The organism is Deinococcus marmoris DSM 12784, assembly GCF_000701405.1.
GTDB lineage: Bacteria > Deinococcota > Deinococci > Deinococcales > Deinococcaceae > Deinococcus > Deinococcus marmoris.
The window spans coordinates 1-18,872 of sequence record NZ_JNIV01000087.1; the positions used below are offsets into that span (position 1 = coordinate 1).

At 66.4% G+C, this 18,872-nt stretch carries 19 protein-coding genes; 11 read left to right on the forward strand and 8 right to left on the reverse strand.

What is annotated here, in order from left to right; all coding sequences use genetic code 11:
- The 5 genes from Q319_RS27330 to Q319_RS0117530 form a co-directional block, all read right to left on the reverse strand.
- Positions 1 to 278: helix-turn-helix domain-containing protein (locus Q319_RS27330; RefSeq protein ID WP_156039318.1), on the reverse strand; the 278-nt coding region annotated here is incomplete at its 3' end.
- A gap of 19 nt (positions 279 to 297) precedes the next feature.
- Positions 298 to 549 (reverse strand): ATP-binding cassette domain-containing protein, encoded by a 252-nt coding sequence (locus Q319_RS0117515; protein ID WP_081846131.1) that lies wholly within the window; start codon positions 547 to 549, stop codon positions 298 to 300.
- Entirely contained in the window at positions 546 to 1,913 is a 1,368-nt protein-coding gene (locus Q319_RS0117520; protein WP_034415650.1) for an efflux RND transporter periplasmic adaptor subunit, read from the reverse strand. Before Q319_RS0117520 ends, Q319_RS0117515 begins: the two co-directional genes overlap by 4 nt.
- On the reverse strand, positions 1,910 to 2,977 hold the full coding sequence (locus Q319_RS0117525) for a TolC family protein (RefSeq protein WP_051655515.1): 1,068 nt from the start codon (positions 2,975 to 2,977) through the stop codon (positions 1,910 to 1,912). Before Q319_RS0117525 ends, Q319_RS0117520 begins: the two co-directional genes overlap by 4 nt.
- Positions 2,974 to 4,350 carry a TolC family protein gene (locus tag Q319_RS0117530; protein WP_029483754.1) on the reverse strand — a complete coding sequence of 459 codons (1,377 nt, stop codon included), beginning with the start codon at positions 4,348 to 4,350 and terminating at the stop codon, positions 2,974 to 2,976. The genes Q319_RS0117525 and Q319_RS0117530 overlap by 4 nt, the downstream gene beginning before the upstream one ends.
- Positions 4,351 to 4,599: 249 nt before the next feature.
- On the opposite strand from Q319_RS0117530, the gene Q319_RS0117535 reads away from it, so the two are divergent.
- The 3 genes from Q319_RS0117535 (at position 4,600) to Q319_RS29160 (ending at position 6,922) form a co-directional block, all read left to right on the forward strand.
- Positions 4,600 to 5,283 carry a response regulator gene (locus Q319_RS0117535; protein WP_029483755.1) on the forward strand — a complete coding sequence of 228 codons (684 nt, stop codon included), beginning with the start codon at positions 4,600 to 4,602 and terminating at the stop codon, positions 5,281 to 5,283.
- A complete protein-coding gene (locus Q319_RS0117540; protein WP_051655516.1) occupies positions 5,280 to 6,572 on the forward strand; it encodes a sensor histidine kinase in 1,293 nt (430 codons plus the stop codon). Before Q319_RS0117535 ends, Q319_RS0117540 begins: the two co-directional genes overlap by 4 nt.
- 149 nt (positions 6,573 to 6,721) lie before the next feature.
- Positions 6,722 to 6,922, forward strand: coding sequence for an integrase core domain-containing protein (locus tag Q319_RS29160; RefSeq protein ID WP_425387996.1), 201 nt, complete (start codon positions 6,722 to 6,724; stop codon positions 6,920 to 6,922).
- A 29-nt stretch (positions 6,923 to 6,951) separates the two neighbouring features.
- Here Q319_RS29160 and Q319_RS0117550 read toward each other — a convergent pair whose 3' ends face one another.
- On the reverse strand, positions 6,952 to 7,857 hold the full coding sequence (locus tag Q319_RS0117550) for a hypothetical protein (RefSeq protein WP_081846132.1): 906 nt from the start codon (positions 7,855 to 7,857) through the stop codon (positions 6,952 to 6,954).
- 331 nt (positions 7,858 to 8,188) lie between these two features.
- Here Q319_RS0117550 and Q319_RS0117555 point away from each other — a divergent pair, with 331 nt between their 5' ends.
- The 6 genes from Q319_RS0117555 (at position 8,189) to Q319_RS0117580 (ending at position 15,824) form a co-directional block, all read left to right on the forward strand.
- Positions 8,189 to 9,355 carry an anhydro-N-acetylmuramic acid kinase gene (locus tag Q319_RS0117555; protein ID WP_029483759.1) on the forward strand — a complete coding sequence of 389 codons (1,167 nt, stop codon included), beginning with the start codon at positions 8,189 to 8,191 and terminating at the stop codon, positions 9,353 to 9,355.
- A 48-nt stretch (positions 9,356 to 9,403) separates the two neighbouring features.
- Positions 9,404 to 10,195, forward strand: coding sequence for a DUF1175 family protein (locus Q319_RS0117560; protein WP_029483760.1), 792 nt, complete (start codon positions 9,404 to 9,406; stop codon positions 10,193 to 10,195).
- A gap of 351 nt (positions 10,196 to 10,546) precedes the next feature.
- On the forward strand, positions 10,547 to 11,386 hold the full coding sequence (locus tag Q319_RS0117565) for a GAF domain-containing protein (RefSeq protein ID WP_029483761.1): 840 nt from the start codon (positions 10,547 to 10,549) through the stop codon (positions 11,384 to 11,386).
- A 236-nt stretch (positions 11,387 to 11,622) separates the two neighbouring features.
- Entirely contained in the window at positions 11,623 to 13,023 is a 1,401-nt protein-coding gene (locus tag Q319_RS0117570) for a sensor histidine kinase (protein ID WP_051655518.1), read from the forward strand.
- A 77-nt stretch (positions 13,024 to 13,100) separates the two neighbouring features.
- Entirely contained in the window at positions 13,101 to 14,594 is a 1,494-nt protein-coding gene (locus tag Q319_RS0117575; protein ID WP_029483763.1) for a sensor domain-containing diguanylate cyclase, read from the forward strand.
- A gap of 237 nt (positions 14,595 to 14,831) precedes the next feature.
- Entirely contained in the window at positions 14,832 to 15,824 is a 993-nt protein-coding gene (locus tag Q319_RS0117580) for a tyrosine-type recombinase/integrase (protein WP_029483764.1), read from the forward strand.
- Positions 15,825 to 16,093: 269 nt separating this feature from the next.
- Here Q319_RS0117580 and Q319_RS0117585 read toward each other — a convergent pair whose 3' ends face one another.
- Positions 16,094 to 16,993: a lysophospholipid acyltransferase family protein gene (locus tag Q319_RS0117585; RefSeq protein ID WP_245619336.1), complete on the reverse strand. Its 900-nt coding sequence runs from the start codon at positions 16,991 to 16,993 to the stop codon at positions 16,094 to 16,096.
- Between the two features lie 424 nt (positions 16,994 to 17,417).
- Between Q319_RS0117585 and Q319_RS0117590 the strand changes: the two genes are divergently transcribed.
- Entirely contained in the window at positions 17,418 to 17,855 is a 438-nt protein-coding gene (locus Q319_RS0117590; protein ID WP_029483766.1) for an Ohr family peroxiredoxin, read from the forward strand.
- Positions 17,856 to 17,858: 3 nt separating this feature from the next.
- On the opposite strand, the gene Q319_RS0117595 is transcribed toward Q319_RS0117590, so the two are convergent.
- Entirely contained in the window at positions 17,859 to 18,503 is a 645-nt protein-coding gene (locus Q319_RS0117595) for a class I SAM-dependent methyltransferase (protein WP_029483767.1), read from the reverse strand.
- Between the two features lie 80 nt (positions 18,504 to 18,583).
- On the opposite strand from Q319_RS0117595, the gene Q319_RS26410 reads away from it, so the two are divergent.
- The coding region (locus Q319_RS26410; protein ID WP_162178669.1) for a transposase family protein at positions 18,584 to 18,872 on the forward strand (289 nt) is incomplete at its 3' end.

Here is an 18,872-nt window from a genome sequence, read left to right on the forward strand (position 1 = left end):
TGCTCATCTGGCGTTAACAGCGTGGGTGCACCTGTATTGCCGTGTCGTGCATCCGCGAGACCGTCCAGGCCCTGAGCGTGATACCGGGCGAGCAGGGTGTAAGCGCTCATCCGACTGTAGCGGGTGAGCGCTAACAGGTCAGGAAGGGAGCGTCCTTCTGCCAGGAGCGCAAAGAATTGCGCTCTACGACGCTGAACGGCACAGGTGCTGGTTTTGAAGAGCTGCCAGAAATCGGCGGCGTCATGTTGAAGAGGTTGACTGAAAGCGTTGGACTTCATGGCATATATTGTAAAATATTTAATCGGAGTCCGTATAACTGCCCGCGCTGGGGCGGTCCAGCAGGCCGATGATCTGCATTAGGGTGGTCTTGCCGCTGCCCGACGGTCCCATCAGGGCCACCATCTCGCCCTGGGCGATCTGCACGTCCACGCCTTTGAGGGCTTCAAAGACCATCTCACCCTGTTCGTAAATCTTGCGGACGCCGCGCAGGTCCACGACGGGGGGTGTGGGCAGGGGTGCGGAGACTCCAGGCACCTGGGGAGCGGTCATCGCCCACCCCCGAAGCCGACGCCAGGGATGGCCCTGCCAGGGGTCCGGGTGCCGGGGTTGCCGGAGGTTCCAGTGCTGCGTGCCGTGCCGGGAACGATCACCTCCTGCCCCGCTTCCAACCCCTCGGTCACCACAGTGTTGGTGCCGTCCGTGGCCCCGGTGGTCACGCGCACCCGCTCTGGCTCGGCGTCCGGCGTGGCCCCCGGCACCTGCACGTAGCTGCGTGCCCTGACGGTTTCAATGGCCTTGCTGGGCACCAGCAGGCCGCGTTCCTCAGACTGAACGATCTCGGCCTCGGCGGTCATGCCGCTGCGAAGCTGGCCGTCCGGGTTGGGCAACGTCACGGTGGCGGTAAACACACTGATGCCGCTGGCCTGCGTGGCCCCCGGCGACACGCGCGCCACTTTGCCGATGAAGGTCTGGGTGTCGTAGGCGTCCAGCGTGACCTCCGCCGTCTGCCCGGCCTGCACACCCGCGATCTCGGTCTCGTCAATCTGGACCGGCAGGTTCACGCTGGTGTCGTCCAGCAGGGTCAGGATGGTGGCCCCGCTGCTGACCACCGTTCCGGCGTCCGCACTCACGGTGCTGACCACGCCGTTGATCGGGGCGTACAGTTTGAGGCTGGCACGCGCCTGCTGGGCGGTTTCCAGCGCGGCCTGCGCCTGTTGCACGGCGATTTGCGCCCCGCGCAGGGTCTCGGCGTCACTGCTCTGACCGGTGGTGGTCTGGGTCTGGGCGGCGTTCAGGGAGGCGCGGGCGCTGTCCAGGGTGAGCTGCGCCTTGGTCACGTTGGCCTGTGCCGCGTTCAGATCGGAAGTGGAGAGTGCGCCGATGGCGTGGAGCTGCCGCTGCCCGTCCAGGGTGCGCTGTGCCTCGGCCAGCGTTTGCTGCGCTCCGGTCACGCCCCCCTGGGCGCTGGTCACGCTGCTGGAGCGCCCTGCCGCGCTGCCGGCCTGTGAGGCGCGGGTGGCATCCAGGCTGGCTCGCGCCCTGTCCAGATTGAGCTGGGCGGTCTGCACGCTCTGCTCCACCGCGTCGCTGCTGAGCTGGGTCAGCAGTTGGCCCTTGGCCACGCGCTCGCCCACCGGCGGCACGGCCCCCACCGTCCCGGCCAGCTCGGCTCCCACCGTGCGGGTGGCGGCGGCCTCCAGCGTGCCGGGACCGTTGACACTGATCCGCAGCACACCGTTCTGCACGGCCTGGGTAGTGATGGTGGGCGCGGTCACGGCAGTCCCGGCCCCGGTGCGCGCCAGGTACACGCCGCCGCCCACGCTGCCCAGCAGCAAGGCCCCCAGCACCAGGACCGGCCAGCGGCGGCGGGGCGGGGATGTGTGCGCTGCCTTTCCCTTTGCGGTGGCGGTCACAGCGTCCCGCCGATGCCCGTCAGGTTCTGTCCGCTCGCCACCGACAGCGCGGCCAGGGCCTCCAGCACATTGTCCTGCGCCTGGAGGCGGGCGAACTGCGCTTTTTTCAGGGCCAGTTGCGAGAGCTGCAACTCCACGGCGCTGATGGTGCCGCTCTTGAGGCGGGCGGCGTCCTGGGTGTAGGTCTTGCTGGCCGCCGTCTCCCGCGCCCCGGCGACCGAGAGCAGTTCATAACTGTTCTGGGCGGTCTGGTACGCGCTCGCCAGCGTCTGTGTGGAACTTTTCGAGGCGCTGTCCACACTGCGCTGCGCGTTTGCCAGGGCGGTGCGGGCGTCCTGCAAGGTGCGGGCCGGGGTGAAGTCGTTGTCGGCCAGCTTGACGTTCAGTTGCGCGGCGGCCAGCTCATTGTTCGCCGACACCTGCGCGGTCAGCGTGTTCAATCCTGCCTGCAATTTGCCCAGGGTGATACTGAGTTTCGGCGCAGGCACGGCCCCCGCCGCCCCCACGCCGCTCCCCAACCCGGTCAGGGTGGACAGCCGCGCACTGGCCAGACTCACCTGCGCTCTGGCGTCGGCCAGATTCTGCTGGCTGCCCGACAGCGTGTTCTGGGCGTTGTTCACGTCCAGCGCGGTGGCGTTGCCGATGCCCTGTTTGACCTGGGCGACCTGCACGGCCTTGCTGTCCACCGAGACTTGCAGCGTCTGAAGTTCCACGTTCTCCTGCGCTTCCAGCAGCGCCGTGAACGCCGTGACGGTGCTCTGCATGGTGTTCATCCGTGCGCCGCGTAGCGCTGCCTGGGCCTGTGATTCACCACCGGAGGCGTTCAGCTTGGCGGCCACCAGCGCGCTGGGATCGGCCTGCGCGGCGCGGCTGGCCGCCTGCGCCTTGTCCAGGTTGGCCTGGGCGGTCTTCACGTCGGCGTTATTGGTCAGGGCGGCAGTGACGGCGGCGGCGGCGGCGGTGACGTTGGGCGTGGTCTGGGCGGCGGCCACCCCAAAAGCGAGGGCAGCGGTCAGGAGGATTCGGCTGCGTATTTTGTCGGGACGTGTTTTGGTGGGATTCATTGGGGGCCTCCGGCGGCGTTTTGAAGCTGGATCAAGTTGGTCTGGGCGGTGATGCGGGCGGACAGCAGGTCACGCCCCGCCTGCGCCAGATCGAGTTCGGCAGCGCTTACGTCGTCTGCCGTCCCCGTTCCGGCCTGAAGGCGGGTCTGGGCGGTGTCCAGCGCCAGTTGTGCCAACTGCACGGCAGTGACGCGGGTTTGCACGGTGATCAGGCCCGTCTGGAGGGTGCTGTAGCGGATCCGCACGTCCAGTTCCGCGTTTTGCTGCGCCACGTTCAAGGACAGTTGCGCCTGCGAGACCCCGGCGTCGGCGGCGGACAGTTGCGCTTTCTGGGCGGGCGAGTACACCACGTAGCTGCCGGTGATGCTGGCGCTCAGGCGGCTGGAGCTGCCCGTGGCACTGCCCCCCAGCGGCAGGCTGTAGCCCGCGCTCAGGGTGCCCTGTTGCAGATTCAGCGCCGTGGTGAGTCCACCGCTGCCACTGGGGCCGTAGCGCACGCTGGCGGTCAGGTCCGGCAACATGGCCTCGCGCTGCTGGGTGGTCAGGGTTTCCTGCGCGGCACTCAGCGTGTTCTGGGCCTGAATGACGTCGCTTTGTAGGGCGCGGGCCTGGGCCACCAGCACGGCGACATCCGGCAGGGTCACGTTTTCAGATGGCTGGGTGCTGAAAGTCACGTCGTCGACTGAACTGCCCAGCGCCGCCTCCAGTCCGCGCCGCGCCGCGTCCAGACTGGCGCTGGCCTGCACCCCCGCGCCCTGGGCGCTTTGCACGGCGGCCTGGGCGCTCAACACGTTTCCGGCGGTGGCGTTGCCGCTGCCCTGCTGGGTTTGCGCCACGGTCAACTGGCGCTGGCGCAGGGCCAGGGTGCGGCCAGCGATGTCCACGTCCTGCGCCCCCAGCACGGCGGCGAGGTACTGCTGCGCCACGTTCAACCTCGCCGAGTTCTGGGTGGCGTTCAGTTTGGCCTGGGCCAGCGCCAGCCCGCGCTCAGCCGTTTGCAGGCCACTTTGATTGCTGGACCACGGCAGTAGGCCCAGGCTGATGTTCACGCCCGCCGCGCCACTCAGGCTGCTGGCGGTGGCCGCGCCGTCCGCCGTGGCGGTGCCCGCGCCGGTGTACCCGGCGTTGCCGTTGACGCTGACCGTCAGCCCCAGCGCGGTGCGCGCCGCGTTCAGGTTCGTCTGGGCGGTCTGCACGCTCAACCGCGCGGCGGTGACGCTGGGGGCCGCCTCCAGCCGGGAAAGGGCATCCTCCAGCGTGAAAGATGTGGCGGTTTGCGCCGGGGCCACGCCGCACAGCGCCAGCGTCAGGGAAACCAGTGTCGGTGAGAGTCGCCGCCAGGGGGGCGGCCTTGAGAATCGGGAGGGGTTCATGCGCCGCAGTCTGTTGGGGGGCTGCTAAGACTCCGCGCAGGCTTTTCGAAGATTTGGCGAAGACCCCTTGGATAGCGCTGGAACGGGGAAAAGAGTCAACTGGGCAGCAGAACTTCGCATTTCCGCCTTCGTTCACTCTTCACGCGGCGGGACTACGCTAGGAGGCATGAACCGAACACGCACATTACACGCGGAAACTGGGCGGCACGTCAGCCTGCGTCCTGCCCACCCCTCTCCTGGACGCTGCCCATGAGCGCCTTGATTCTGATCGTGGAAGACGAGCCGCAACTGGCCGAGATTCTTGAAGCCTACGCCCGCCAGGAGGGCTACCTCACCGAGCGGGCCGGGGACGGCCTGAGCGCCCTGAGCGCCTTCCGCGCCGCCAGCCCGGACCTGATTCTGCTGGACATCATGCTGCCCGGCAAGAGCGGCCTGGAGGTACTGAAAACGGTGCGGGCCGATGGCAGCACCCCCGTGATTCTGGTCACCGCCCGCGCCGAGGAGACCGATCAGATCGTGGGCCTGGAACTGGGCGCAGACGATTACGTGGTCAAGCCGTTTCGCCCACGGGAGGTGATGGCCCGCGTCAAGGCCGTGCTGCGCCGCGCGAGTGCCGCCCTGGACGACGCCGAGAAACCGCTGCGCGTCGGCCCGCTGGAGGTGGACCCGCGCGCTGTGATCGCCCGCGTCAACGGACAGGTGCTGACCCTGACCCCCGCCGAATTCCGGCTGCTGTTTCATCTGGCCGAGTCGCCGGGGCGGGCCTTTTCCCGTGAGGAACTGCTCTCCGCAGCCCTGCCTGACTCCGAGGCGCTGGAACGTGTCGTGGACGCGCACCTGGCCGGGGTGCGGCGCAAGCTGGACGCGGCGGGGGCGGCAGGACTCCTGCGAACTGTACGCGGCGTGGGCTACCGGCTGGAGGCGGCGGGTTGACCAGACCACCTGCTCCTGCCAAACGGCGCGGCCTGTCGCTGGGGGTCACGCTGCTGCTGGCGATGCTGTCGGTGGTGCTTCTGTCGGTGGGCAGCACCTTTGCGTTCTCCAATCTGGCGGTGCGAAATGAATTCCGCCGCCTGCCACCAGATGTTCAGCAGTACCTACGCGCCCAGCAGGAGGCGCAGCGCCGGGGTGAAACCACCGTGACCGCTACGCCGCCTTCCTGCCCCGCCCTCCTGGGGCCCCAGTGGCCGCCGGGGGTGGGCCTGCAACCGGGCCAGTCCACTTTAGAAAGCACCCGTCCAGTGGCCGGAACGGCAGGCCGGCGTAGCGATGCAAGCAGCCCGGCACGCCGGTTCGGATCGCGCAATCAGGACTTTCTCAAAGACATTCAGCAGAGTCTGGTGCAGGTGGGTCTGGTGGCAGCGGCGGCCTCGGCGCTGCTGGCTTTCCTGCTCTCCCGGCGGCTGGCCCGGCCCATTCTGGCAGTCTCGGCAGCGGCGGCGGGCATGGCCAGAGGGGACCTCAGCATCCGTGCGCCCGTTCTCAGAGGCGAGCGCGAACTGGCGGAACTGGCGAGCAACTTCAACGAGATGGCTGACAACCTCCAGGCCCTGGAAAATGAGCGGCGGCAGGCGGTGGCCGACATCGCCCACGAACTGCGCACCCCGCTGGCGATCATGCAGGCGCGGCTGGACGCCCTGGAAGACGGGGTGTACTCCCTGAACCCCGATCAGGTGGCGCTGCTCAGCGAGCAGACCCAGCAGCTCACGCGGCTGGTGGATGACCTGCGGACCCTGACGCTGGCGGAGGCGGGCCGGCTGAGCCTGCACACGGAGACGCTTGACCTGACCCGCCTGACTGCCGGGGTGGTCCGTGACCTGAAGGACCGAGCGGGGGCGCGCGGCATCGCGCTGCATCTGAACGCCCCCGCGCCCACGCCGCTGAGCGCCGATGCCGGACGGGTGCGTCAGATTGCCGTCAATCTGCTGGAAAATGCGCTCCAACACGCTGCCGGGCGGGTGCAGGCCAGCGTCATGACCGAGGGCGACTCGGCGCTGCTGCATGTGGACGACGACGGCCCCGGTATTCCCGAGGGGAGCCGTGAGGCGGTGTTCACGCGCTTCCTGCGGCTGGACAGCAGCCGCACGCGCGGCACCGGCGGCAGCGGGTTGGGGCTGGCGATTGTGCAGGAACTGGCCCAGGCGCATGGCGGCTCGGCGCAGGCCGGGCAGAGTCCGCTGGGCGGGGCGCGCTTCACGGTGCGGTTGCCCACCGGTGGATAGGTGGGTCTCAACTGCTCCATCGCCACAGGATCGAAAACGACATCGTGATGATGTCGGATGGTGGGTCAGATTGCACATCGCAGACGTTCAGACAGGTCTGTGAGGCGGTGGGCTGCTGGATCAGGGCGAAGATGTCGCAGCACGGTGGGATGGGGATTCTGGAACGGGTCAACCGAAATCTGAAATACGAGTGGATTTCCCGGCAGGAGGTGCGGTCCATCACCGAACTTCGCGTCCAATGCGCTCAATTCCAGCATTGGCAGAACATGGAGAGGCTGCACTCGGCACTGGGATATGCGTATCTCTGGGACAAACTGGTCGCAGCGGCGAAGTCTCTCTTCGCCGCTTGACGGGATGCTTGGAGCACTCCCGACCATGTTCAGCGCAGATCGCTCCGCAGCAGCTCGACCATGCCCCTGACGGCGCGTTCCTGCATGGCCTTCAGCTCATCGGCGGTGGTTTTCTGGGCGGCGCGCACTGCCGCAAAATCGCGGGCATCCTCCCCGGTCAGGCGCGTCACGCTGCTCTGCACGGTGAAGTGCGTCTCGGGCAGGCTGCCGAGGTTGCGCTCGGCGTCCTTGTGGCGCGCACTCAGGAAGGCTTGCAGCAGGCCCCCCCTGGCGCTGCGCTCCATCAATTCGCGTTGCAGGGCGCGGTCCTTAATCCCCTGGATGGCGTCCCAGGCGGCGTCGCCCAGCAATTGCGTTGCGTTGACGGGCTGGGCGTATTCGGTGGCCGTGACCTCCTGGCCGCCTTCGGTGCGCCGCCAGATTCGCAGGAACAGGCCGCGCTCCGGGGTCCACAGCGTCTCGAAATCGCGGGCGTCCTCGATCAGCACGCGCAACTGCGCCTGGCTCTTGATTGTCGTGCGCCAGCCCTCGCCCAGCACGCTCCAGTCGCTCAGGCCGTCGGCATTGGGCGCGCTGAGACTGGCGTAACTGCGCGCCAGATGTTCAGAGTCCTCCCCCGTGCGGCCCACCAGGGTCTTGCCCGCAAACAGTTGAATCTCGCCCGTGTCGGTCAGCGCCGCGCGGTGTTCCAGATGATGCAGGCCGTAGCCCCAGCGGTCCAGCGCCCCACGCAGCAGGGCCGTGAGCTGGGCGTCGGCGGTGGCCGGGTCCGCCACGATCCCGGTCACGTCAGCGTCGATCTGCGCGGTGGTCAGCAGCCGCTGAAAACCCGTGGCGTTGCTGGGAACCGCGTCGCCGGGCACTGGGGCAGGCGTGTCCTTGCGGCGGCTTCCCGATTGGCGGGTGGCGGATTGGCGGGCAGTCGTTTCGCTCATACCGTAATTATAGAGGATTTTTGCGGCCCTGTCTGTGTGGTACACGGTGCAGAGGGCACCTGCCCGGCAGCGTCCGAATCCCTGGGGGCGTGATTCGACTGGAGGGTGGATGGTACGGTGTGGACGCAATGACTCATACGGATTCCGTTTGTTCCGTTAACAAATTGGGAAAGTGCCAGTTTGCCAACTCCACGCCCGGAACCCGTTTCTCTCCTTCTCGCATCCGCTCGGATTTTCATCCTTTTTGCAAACGATTCAATCAGAGTCCGTATCGAGCAGATCGCCTTGAACTTCAACCGGGACGGGGCCTCTCACCGGCAGGGGGCTGTCCATGACCCGCGCTCCCCGCGTGCTGGGCCTGATGACGGGCACCAGCATGGACGGCATCGACGCCGTGCTGATCGAGCTTCCAGGTTGGCCTGCGCTGGGTGCGGGCGGACGCCCTCCCCAACTGACTGGCCCCGTACCGCGCGTAAAGGTGCTTGAACACCTCTCAATCCCGTTTGCCGACGATCTGCGCGCTGCCCTGCTGGCCGCCAGCCGCGACGAGGCCAGGACCAGCGAGATCACCCAAGTCAATTTCTGGTTGGGCGAGGCGCTGGCCGATGCCGCCGCCGAACTTTCCGGGGGTGCCGATCTGATCGCCAGCCACGGACAGACGGTCCACCACATCCCCGCGCCCGACGACTCGCGCGGCTGGCACACCCGCTCCACCCTTCAGATCGGCGAGGCATCGGTGATCGTGGAGCGTACGGGAAAGCCCGTGATATCCGATTTCCGCCCGCCCGACATGGTGGCCGGGGGGCAGGGTGCGCCGCTGGTGCCCTTCGCGGACCGGTTGATGTACGCCGAGGCCGGGATACGCCGCGCCGTCCATAATCTGGGCGGCATCAGCAACCTGACGTATCTGCCGGGACTGGATGAGGCGGGGGTGATCGCGTTCGACACCGGCCCGGCAAACGCCCTGATCGACGAGGCTGCTGAACTGTTCGGGAAGCGCTACGACGAGGGCGGACGCCTGGGCGCGGGTGGAACGGTGGCCGACAGTCTGGTGCAGACGTGGCGGAAAGACGCCTACTTTGCCGCCACGCCGCCCAAATCCACCGGGCGCGAACGCTGGAACCTGCAACGCCTGCCGGGCGTGTTCGAGCTGGACGCGGGCGACATTGCCGCCACCGTGACCGCCTTCAGCGCGCAGACGGTGGTGGACGCCTATCGGCGCTTCATCGTGCCGCATGGTCTGGACGAGATCGTGGTGGCGGGGGGCGGCGCGTACAACCCCACCTTCATGGCGCAGCTCCGTTCAGGTTTAGCGCCCATCCCCGTGCTGACCTTCGAGGAACGCGGCTGGAACTCCAGCGCGCGGGAAGCGGCGGCCTTCGCCGTTCTGGGGTATTACGCGTACCAGGGCTGGGCCAATACCCTCCCCCACACGACGGGTGCGCGGCACGCCGTGATCGCTGGAAAACTGTCGCGGCCAGTGGGGAGGCATGAGTAAAATTACGCCCCTCACCCGCCGCGCCGACTGCCGGAAGATACTCTGGGCATGACGCGGCGGCACCTCCACTCTGGCCTCTGCCTGCTGTCCTGCCTCGCGCTGGGCGGTGGACTGACGCGCACTGCCGCCCAATCCAACGTTGCCCAGTCCGGCGCTGCCCAGTCCTCCATCACCCGGTCCAGTCCGTCCAGCGCCGCAGACCGGGACCGAGACGGCTACCCCGACGCCGCCGAGCTGGTGGGACAGGACCGCGCCAATTTTGCCGACTGGTTCGCCAGCGTCGCCGAGAGCCAGTACTACGGCATGAACGCCGACTGGAGGCCGGAGGACCGCGACTGCGGCGGCCTGCTGCGCTACGCCTTTGTCAACGCGCTGATGCCGCATGATACGGCGTGGTTTGCTAAATTCAGATACCTGCCACGCCCGAAACTCGGTCCGGTGCAGGCGTTCAGTTATCCGCTGCCCGTCATCAGCCGCTCGGTCTTCCGGGTGGCGGGCGGGGCGTACCATTCAGGGGATATCGGAGCCGGGAAGCTGGTGGGGCGCACCACGGTTCAGTACCTCTCTAGCCATTCGATGGTGCGGGCGTCACGCGATATGGACAGGGCGAAGCGCGGCGATCTGCTGATCTTCATCCGTCCGGGCCTGCGGTCATACCACAGCATGGTGTATCTGGGAGACGGCAGGGTGGTGTACCATACCGGGGCCAGTCCCGCAGAGGGCGGCGAGGTCCGGCTGCTGACCGTTCAGAGCCTGCTGCGCTACGCCGAGCGTGCCTTTCATCCGGCGAGCAGCAACCCCAACTTTCTGGGCGTGTACCGCTGGAAAATCGCGGACTAGAACAGTTCTCCGAATGACGTCACCGGTAGTCTTTTCTTCCGGTGACGTCATTCGGAGAACTACTCTGGAAGCGTCCGCCGTGAATCAGCAACTCCGCCTCTATTTCCACCGCAAAGTTCCACTGCGGCCAGTCCTGGCAGGCTCGTGAGGCCGCATCACGAGAAGCCCACGACGCCAGTAGACACCTTGAGAGCGCAGTAGAGAGCCTCAATCGCCCCCACCTGTTCAGTTCCAGCGATGAGAACCCGTTGACCTGATGAGAAGATCAACCCTGACCATAATGTCCTCAAAATGCGTCTGGCAGCACTATTTGCTTTCACATCCTGCCTCACCTTTAAGCTATCTTAAGGTATGGTTCATCCGGTCACGGCGTCCAGTCCGCCGTCCCTTTCCCTGATCGAAAAATTGCAGGCTGTCACAGAGCAGCTCGCCGCAGCGTCCACCACTGGTGAGGTGCTGGACAGCGTTCTCGCATCGTTGAGGGGGACGCTGGATGCCGTGAGCGGGACCATTCTGCTGCTCGGCGCATCGGGGGACCATCTGGAAGTCGCACCTGCCAGGGGAGGGGAGACGGGCCGCCGATCCGTGTGGACAGGCGGACCCCTGAACCGTGCCGATCCTGCCGTGGACGCCGTGATCCGGCGGGAGGCGCTGTACTTCGGGAGCCGGGCCGAGCTGGAACAGGTCTACCCTGAACTGGAGGCGCAGATGAACCTGTCTGCGGACGGTCTGAATCTGCCTGCGGCCTGCGCTGCGCTGCCGATGCTGCTGGAAGGGCGAGGAATCGGCACCCTGATGGCGGACTTCCGGGAGCCGCATCTCTTCGCGCAACAGGAGAAAAGCTTCCTGCGAACCCTGGCCGCGCTGTGCGCCGTCGCGCTGGGGCGGGTGCAATTGAGTGAGGAACTGGAAGAACGTGTGGCCGCCCGCACCGCCGAGCTGGAAGCGCAGACCCGTTCCCTTCAGGTGGAACGCACGGCCCTGGACGCTTTCGTGGCCTATCAGGAAGGGGTGGGAGACGAGCGCGACGTGCAGGTGCTGGCACAGCAGGCCATTCAGGTGCTGCGCGCCAGCCTGCCGCATGTCAGCGCCGCGTACTACGAACTTGACGGCCCACTGTGGAAGGCGCGGGCTTCAGTACTGGACAACTTCACTTTTTCGTCGTCCAGATCGGCAGAAAGCTTGATATGAGCAACGATCCCGTCTGGGACAAGAAATGCGCTGAGAACAGCTTCTGATCTCAAGCGCTTGTCGGCTCTGTCAGGAGGCGGCACGATGGATACAACGTTCTCTCAAACGTCATCCAAGCGACGAGCAAAGGCTTTTTCGCGTGCCAGTGAAGCTTAAATCCAAGTTGTCCGGTACTGAAGGCGCGGGCATGGTCCGGGGACCTGACAGACGAGAAGACCCAGCAGATTCGCACCGGAGTGCCGCTGGACGCCCCTGATTTTGCCGAGGCCATCCGCACGCGTGCCGCCGTCTTTGCTGACGACTGGAATGCCGGGGCGAACAGTCTGCCCAGCCCCACGCTGCCCACCACCACATTGCCCGGCACCACAATGTACGGCGCGGTGGCGCTGGTGCCGCTGCTGATTGGGGACAAGTTGCACAGCATGCTGACGGTGGCCACCACGCAGGCCCACACCTGGAGCGAGCGTGAGAAGGCCATCGTGCGGGCGGTGACGCGCGGGCTGACGCTGACGCTGGAGCGTTCGGCGGCGGCGGCGGCGCTGGACCGGACCCAGCATTACCTGAAGGTGGCCGCCGAGAACGCCCCGATCCTGCTGTTCGCCACCGACGCGCGGGGGGTCTTCACGCTCTCGGAAGGCCGCCTGCTGGAGCAGCTCGGGCTGCGGCCCGGTCAGGCGGTGGGCCAGTCGGCCACGGCGCTGTTTGCCCGCGAGCCGGACCTGCGCGAGGGGCGGCGGCTGGCGCAGGCGCTGGCAGGTCAGACTGCCCATGACCTGACCCACTTTGAAACCAGTGGCGTGTCCCTGGAAAGCTGGTTTATCCCGGTCAAGGACAGTGTGGGCAGGGTCACCGAGGTGGTGGGCGTGTCGCTGGACGTGACCGAGCGCCTGGAAACGCAGCGCCGTATCGAACGCGCCAACGAGGAACTGCGGCGCAGCAACGAGGAACTCGAACAGTTCGCGTATGTCGCCTCCCATGACCTGCAAGAGCCGCTGCGGACCATCACCAGTTTCTCGCAGCTCCTGATCACCCGTTACAGCGGTCAACTGGACCCCCGCGCCGAGGTCTATGTCCGGCAGATCAGCGAGGGCACCGGGCGGATGGCCCAACTCCTCCAGGACCTGCTGGCCTTCGCGCGCGTGACCAGCGGGGCGGGGGCGCTGGTAGCGGTGGACGTGAACACCGTGCTGGCCCAGGTGATGCAGGACCTGCACGCGCAGATCGAGGGGACGGGGGCGGCGATCAGCGTCGGTGACCTGCCCCGCGTGCGCGGCGACGCCTCGCAACTGCGGCAGGTCTTTCAGAACCTGATCGGCAACGCCCTGAAGTTCCGCGATCCGCAGCGTCCATCGGTCATCCGGGTAGAGGCTGTGCCAGACGGCGCGAATGTTCGTTTCTCGGTCATCGACAACGGTATCGGGATCGAGGCAGAATTCTTCGGGCGCATCTTCACCATCTTCCAGCGCCTGCATGGCCGCGAGGAATATGAGGGCAACGGCATCGGCCTGTCGATCACCCGTAAGATCGCCGAGCGGCACGGCGGCGAGGTCTGGCTGGACAGCACGCCGGGCGCAGGCAGCACCTTCTTCCTGACCCTGCCCGCCGGGGACGCTCCGGCAGACTCTGCCCCGAACTGAACGGGGCCTGTCTGTCGTGACCAGAAATGTCTGCTGTTGTCAGAAAAGAGTGGCGGGCGCTGAACTACACTGGGGTCATGACCGGCGCACCTCTTCCACCCGATGAATATGCGCGGCTGCTGGCCCTGGCCCAGTACGAGATTCTGGACACCCCCCAGGAAGAGGTCTTTGACCGGATCACGCGGCTGGCGGCGCATCTGCTGGGTACTCCGGTGGCCTTTATCAATTTCGTGGACCAGTTCCGGCAATGGAACAAATCCGCCTACGGTCCGGGAAACACCACCGCAGCGCGGCATGATTCCGTGTGTGCCTGGACCATCCTGGAAGAGGGACCGATGGTGATCGAGAATGCCCACGCCGACCCCCGCTTTGCCCACAACCCGATGGTCACGGGCACGCCGCACATTCATATGTACGCGGGCACGCCGCTGACCACGCCGTCGGGTCACCGCATCGGCACGCTGTGCGTCACCGACGACCAGCCACACCCGCTGTCGGCGGGCGACCTCAAATCCTTGCAGGATCTGGCCGATCTGGTGGTCAGCGAACTGGAACTGCGCGCCCGCAGCGTGTACCTGGACCGTGAATTGCAGGCCCAGACCCTGCGCAACGCCGACCTGCAACGCGGACTGGATCAGGCCCAGGTGCTGGAGGGCGTGACCCAACTGATGGACCTGGACCTGACCCCCGAGGAAACCACCGTGGCGGCCTCGTCGCTGCTGGGTGAGGCGATGGACGCCGATTACACCGGTCTGATCGTCTTTGGAGACGGGGGAGTGCGGGTCCGGGTGGCGCATCAGCATCCCCGCGTGCCGCAGACGACGCGCGATCTCCCCGGTCAGTTCTCCGACTGGCCCCTGTCACTGACCCACGCCCTGCGCGGCCTTCAGCAGCCCCTGTACCTGGACAATTATCCGGCCCATCCCCGCGCGCTCAAGGTTCTGGTGGCCGCCGGGGTCCGGCAGATCGCCTGGGTACCGCTGGGCACGCACGGCCCCACCACCTCGCTGCTGGTGGCCATGCGGCTGGAGGGCAATGAGGCCACGCGCTGGCGCAGCAGTGACCGCGCGCTGCTGGAGGCGGCGGGCCGCAGTGTCCGCAGCGCCCTGGAACGCCGCCATACCATGACCCTGGCCCGGCAGGAAGCGCGCCACGATGCTCTGACCGGGGCACTGAACCGCCGCGCACTGGACGAGGACATGGCGCGGCTGGAAGAACTGGCCCAGCCGTTCACGCTGGCTGGAATCGATCTGGACGGCATGAAGACGGTCAACGATCAGCAGGGCCACGCCCAGGGAGACCGCCTGCTCAAGATTTTTGCGGGCACCCTGAAGTCCACGCTGAATCTGGACGCACAGGTGTTCCGGGTGGGCGGCGACGAATTCGTCGTCCTGGGCTGCGCCCCGGACACGCAGATCCGGTCTGCGGTCAATGCGGCGGTGCTGGCCGCGCGTCAGGTGGCCCCGCTACGGGGAGCCAGCGTCGGCACCGTCCACAGCAGCGAGGGTTCCGGCGAGGCCCTGCTGGCGATGGCCGACGGGCGCATGTACGCGGTCAAGCGGGGCCGCTGAAGCACAGGCTCAGGTCTGCTGTGCTGTTTTGTCCCCACGCCGTGTCTGGGTCAGCCTGCTGGCTACCGAAGCAGTCTCCGATTTTCCAGCCTACCGGAGCGTCCCCAGTTGTGCCGAAGCTGTATTTCTACTCTCTCTTACCTAATGCTTCTTAGGTAAGAGAAGGGCTTAGACTGGACGGGTGATTCCACTCCAGCCCATTTCCACAGTCAAAGTCCAGTGCCCGGACCTCCCCGCATGACCCTGGAGGTTTACCGGGGCGATCTGCTGTCGCGCAGCCGGGAGTGGACCGGGCTGCACGACGACGAGTTGCGCCGCCGTGCCGTTCAGGCCGCTGCCGAGAAAGATGATCTTCAACTGGTATCGCTGACCGTCGCGTATCTGGCCCACGGCGGCAGCAGCGGCGTACTGACCAGTCCGCGCACGGTGGAGGCTTACGCGCTGGGCGTGCGCCAGTACGTGGAATTCGCCTCTGCTCAGGCGGTGGGAATTCTGCGCCCCGGACGGCACGACGCGCAGGGCTACGTGAACGCCATGCTGGCGGCAGGACGCAAACCTGCCGGGGTGGGCCTGAAAGTGGCCGCCGCCAGTTGCCTGTACCGCGCGCTGCGCTGGGCCGGGGCCAGTGAGGCCGATCCTTTCAAAGACCTGCGCGTGCCCAGGGACCCCACCCCCGGTATCGTCAAACGCCCCCCCTATTCCGAGGACGAGCTGGCCGACGTGATCGACTGCGCCGAGGTCCAGGCCCGCTTTCTGCTGTTCCTGACGGCCCACGCGGGTCTGCGGATCAGCGAGGCCCTGGCGCTGGACTGGACGGACCTGGACGAGACGGCTCGCCGCATCAGTGTGCGTTCCGGCAAGGGGCGCAAGGGACGCATTGTCGCCATGAGCAGCAGCCTGGGCCGCGCCTGCCGCCAGTACCGCGCGCTGTACGCCCCCGGCGGCCCGGAACATACGGACGGCAAACGCACCACCCCTGCCGAACGGGTCTTCCGCTACGGCAGCGTCATGACCGCGCGGTATCACCTTCAGAAGGCGTTCAGAAAAGCAGGCGTCACGTTCCGGGGCTTCCATCCGGGGCGCAAGTACGCCGGAACGCGCCTGCTGCGGCAGATCAAGGATTTCGGGCGGGTGGCCGCGCATCTGGGCCACGCCTCGGTGGATACCACCCGCAAGGGCTACGCGCAACTGGCAGCAGATGACCTGAAAGACGATCTGGCGGGCTGGTGATGGGAATGGTCCCACACCCTTCAGAAAGTTCTGAAGGCCCCTTCCTGGCGATTCTGTGAGGACGGAATTTCCGCATCTCGCCTGGAGGAGTTTATGCCGGCCCTGTACGGCTGCGGCAAGGGCATCAGCACGAAAGCTCGGGAGCCGCCCGGCAGACGTGGTCAGCGCCGCCGTCCCTCCGTCGGCCACTCGCGCTCAGGGCGGGCCGCCTCATCTCTGGGCACTGGCAGTGACTGGAATCAGCAGGGCGCACGGGTTCTGAATAAATTTCATGCGGTCTCCTGTAAAAAAGCGGCGCGGTGAAGCTCCATCTTGCGCGCCAGATCAGGGTAATCGGGATCGATGACGAGCCGGAAGCCGTCCCAGTAGCCGTCGCGGTCTGGATCGAAGAAGCGGGCAGGGGGAGCGCCAGGGGCCAGGGCGGCTGCCTTGCTGGCCCGGCGGGTGCGGACGCGGACGGCCTCCAGATTCCCGGTCTGTAACTCCTGAGTAGAAATGGGCGGCAGAACCGTCAGGGCCACCCGCTGGCCGTAGCGCAGGGTGGGCGCGAAGGGATGCTCCCAGATGCGGTGCGTGCCGCTGAGGGCGACAGGCAAAATGGGCACCCCCACCCGCCGCGCCACCTCGAAGACGCCGCGCTGGAAGTCGGTCTGGAGGCCCAGCACCGTGCCCTGCGGAAAGACCACCAGGCTCTCGCCGCCGCCCAGAATGGACTCGGCCCCGCGCCACAGGTCACGGAAGCCGCCCAGCGGATGCTCGGGATTGATGGGCAGGTGACCCAGCCGGGTGATGACCGGCCCCACCTCCGGCCAGCCGAAGATCTCGCGCCGGGCCACGAAACGCATCGGCAGTGGCAGTCGCAGCAGGCACAGCACGTCGGCAATGCCCTCGTGCAGCGGGGCGATCAGGTAGGGACCGTTCCCGATGTTCTCCAGCCCACGCAGTTCCAACCCCACCCCCAGGTGGCCCAGCACCCGGCGGCTGAAGCGCCGCTGAACCTGAAAGCGCTGCTGGACGCTGAGGTCCGGCGGAACACGTCCGGCCTGACGCAGGGCATTCCAGATCAGCGTGCGGCCCAGCAGACCGAATTTGAGGCGGGCGGCGCGGCCTTCCAGCGCAAAATGCAGTTCGACAGGATCGTCAGGATGGGGGGTGGACGGGGCAGTCAAATGGACCTCGGGAAGTGGGAGGGGGAAATGCGGTGCGGGTGGGAGGATAACTTTAGAGGGTACGCAGCGGGCCGGGGAGGGGTTCACTTACGCAAACTTTCCGCAGGTTAGTCAGGTTGAGACGGGCGGCATGTGTGCGGGGCCACAGCGAATACCAGGACGTCTGGTCTGGATTGCGTCCGTTTCCTTGCCATACCCCAGTAGCGCTAATTCATTAACCCTGGGTTCAGAGTCCGACTTTCTCCTGCTCGCCATCGTCATGAACAGACGCCCTGAGGACACTCTTCCTCGCGCGCGAATCAAACCACTCTGCAAACGATTCGACGGCAATTGGTCCGAATTGTCTGAGCCTTTTCTGAAGCCTTCTCCCAGACAGTAAGGGGGCGTACCGCAAGGGTGCAGGGCTTTGTTCAGATTGCCGGACATGACCCAGAAAGACAGCGAACGCGAGGCCCTCTACACCACCACCGCCTCGGCCCATGGTGGCCGTGCCGGACATGTGGACAGCGAGGACGGGCAACTCAATGTCCGTCTGGCCGTGCCACAGCAACTCGGCGGCGAAGGCGGTGTGGGCAGCACCCCGGAGCAACTGTTTGCCGCTGCACTGGGGGCCAGTTTCCAGAGCGCGATGGGTGTGGCGGCCCGTGCCGAGAGTTACCCCGAATTCGGCGTCATGCAGGTGCGCGCCACCGTGCGCCTGATCGAGAACGGCGACGCGCATGATCTGGGTGTGACACTGGACATCACGTTGCCCGATCTGGAGCGTGAACGGGCGCAGCATCTCGTGGACCGGGGCCAGGACATCTGCGCGTTCAGCCGCGCCCTGAAGGGTCAGATCGAGTACCGCCTGCACGACGCCTGAACCTCAGCCCCCCGCCCGGCCCACCACGGCGTACAGTGGATCGCCCGTCAGGCTGCCCCGCGCCGAACGGGGGCTACGGTCCAGGGCGGTGATGTCGGTCCAGTTGCCCGCCGCTTGCAGGTAATGCTGTACCAGTTGCAGGTGGCCCGCGTCGTCCAGCGTGTGCCAGACAGCGACGGCCTTGGTGGGAAAACAGCGGTTGGAAAAGCTGATGACCACCGGGCCGCCCGGCACCAGCACCCGCCCCAGATCGCGCAGCACGGCCACCGGATCGGTCAGGTAGTCGATAGACACGGTGATGCCCGCCGCGTCGTAACTGTGGTCCGCAAAGGGCAGCTCAGGCGTGGCGTTCAGGTTCTGCACCGTCAGCGAGGTCAGGCGCGGATTGCGTTCCAGTTCGGCGCGGTTGAGGCCCAGCCCTGCCACCTCTGCGTACTCAACTTCGGGCGGCAGGTGGCTGATCCAACTGGACATCAGATCGAGGATTCTGCCGCCCGCCGGGAAATAATCGCGGTACAGCCCAGTCACAGCCGCGATGGCCCCCTCGTCGATGTGCGTAACAAAACGCGGCTGGCGGTAAAACTGTTCGTCCGGCGTCTCGTCGGTGCGGCGGAAGGCGGCGGCAGGCAACTCGGCTTGGCGGTCCATAACGGGCAGTCTGGGTGATGTTGGCGTGCTGCGCTGTGGGATGGGCTCAGGGCTACCGCAAAGTCAGGGTAGGGTGGTGGGTGTCATCCAAAATTATTCGTCAAGCAGACCTGATCACGCTGACCGCCACCTTTGCCACCCTTGATGATCCCCGTCAGGCACGGGGAATTCGACATTTGCTGTGCGACATTCTGGTGATCAGCGTTCTGGCGGTGATCTGTGGGGCAACGAACTACGCCTTGATTCACACCTTTGCCGTTCACCGACAAGTGTGGTTGCGCCGTTTTCTGAGGCTGCAAGGCGGTATTCCCAGCCAGGATACGTTTGAGCGTATTTTTGGGATCGTTGCTCCTGACACGTTCCGAGCCG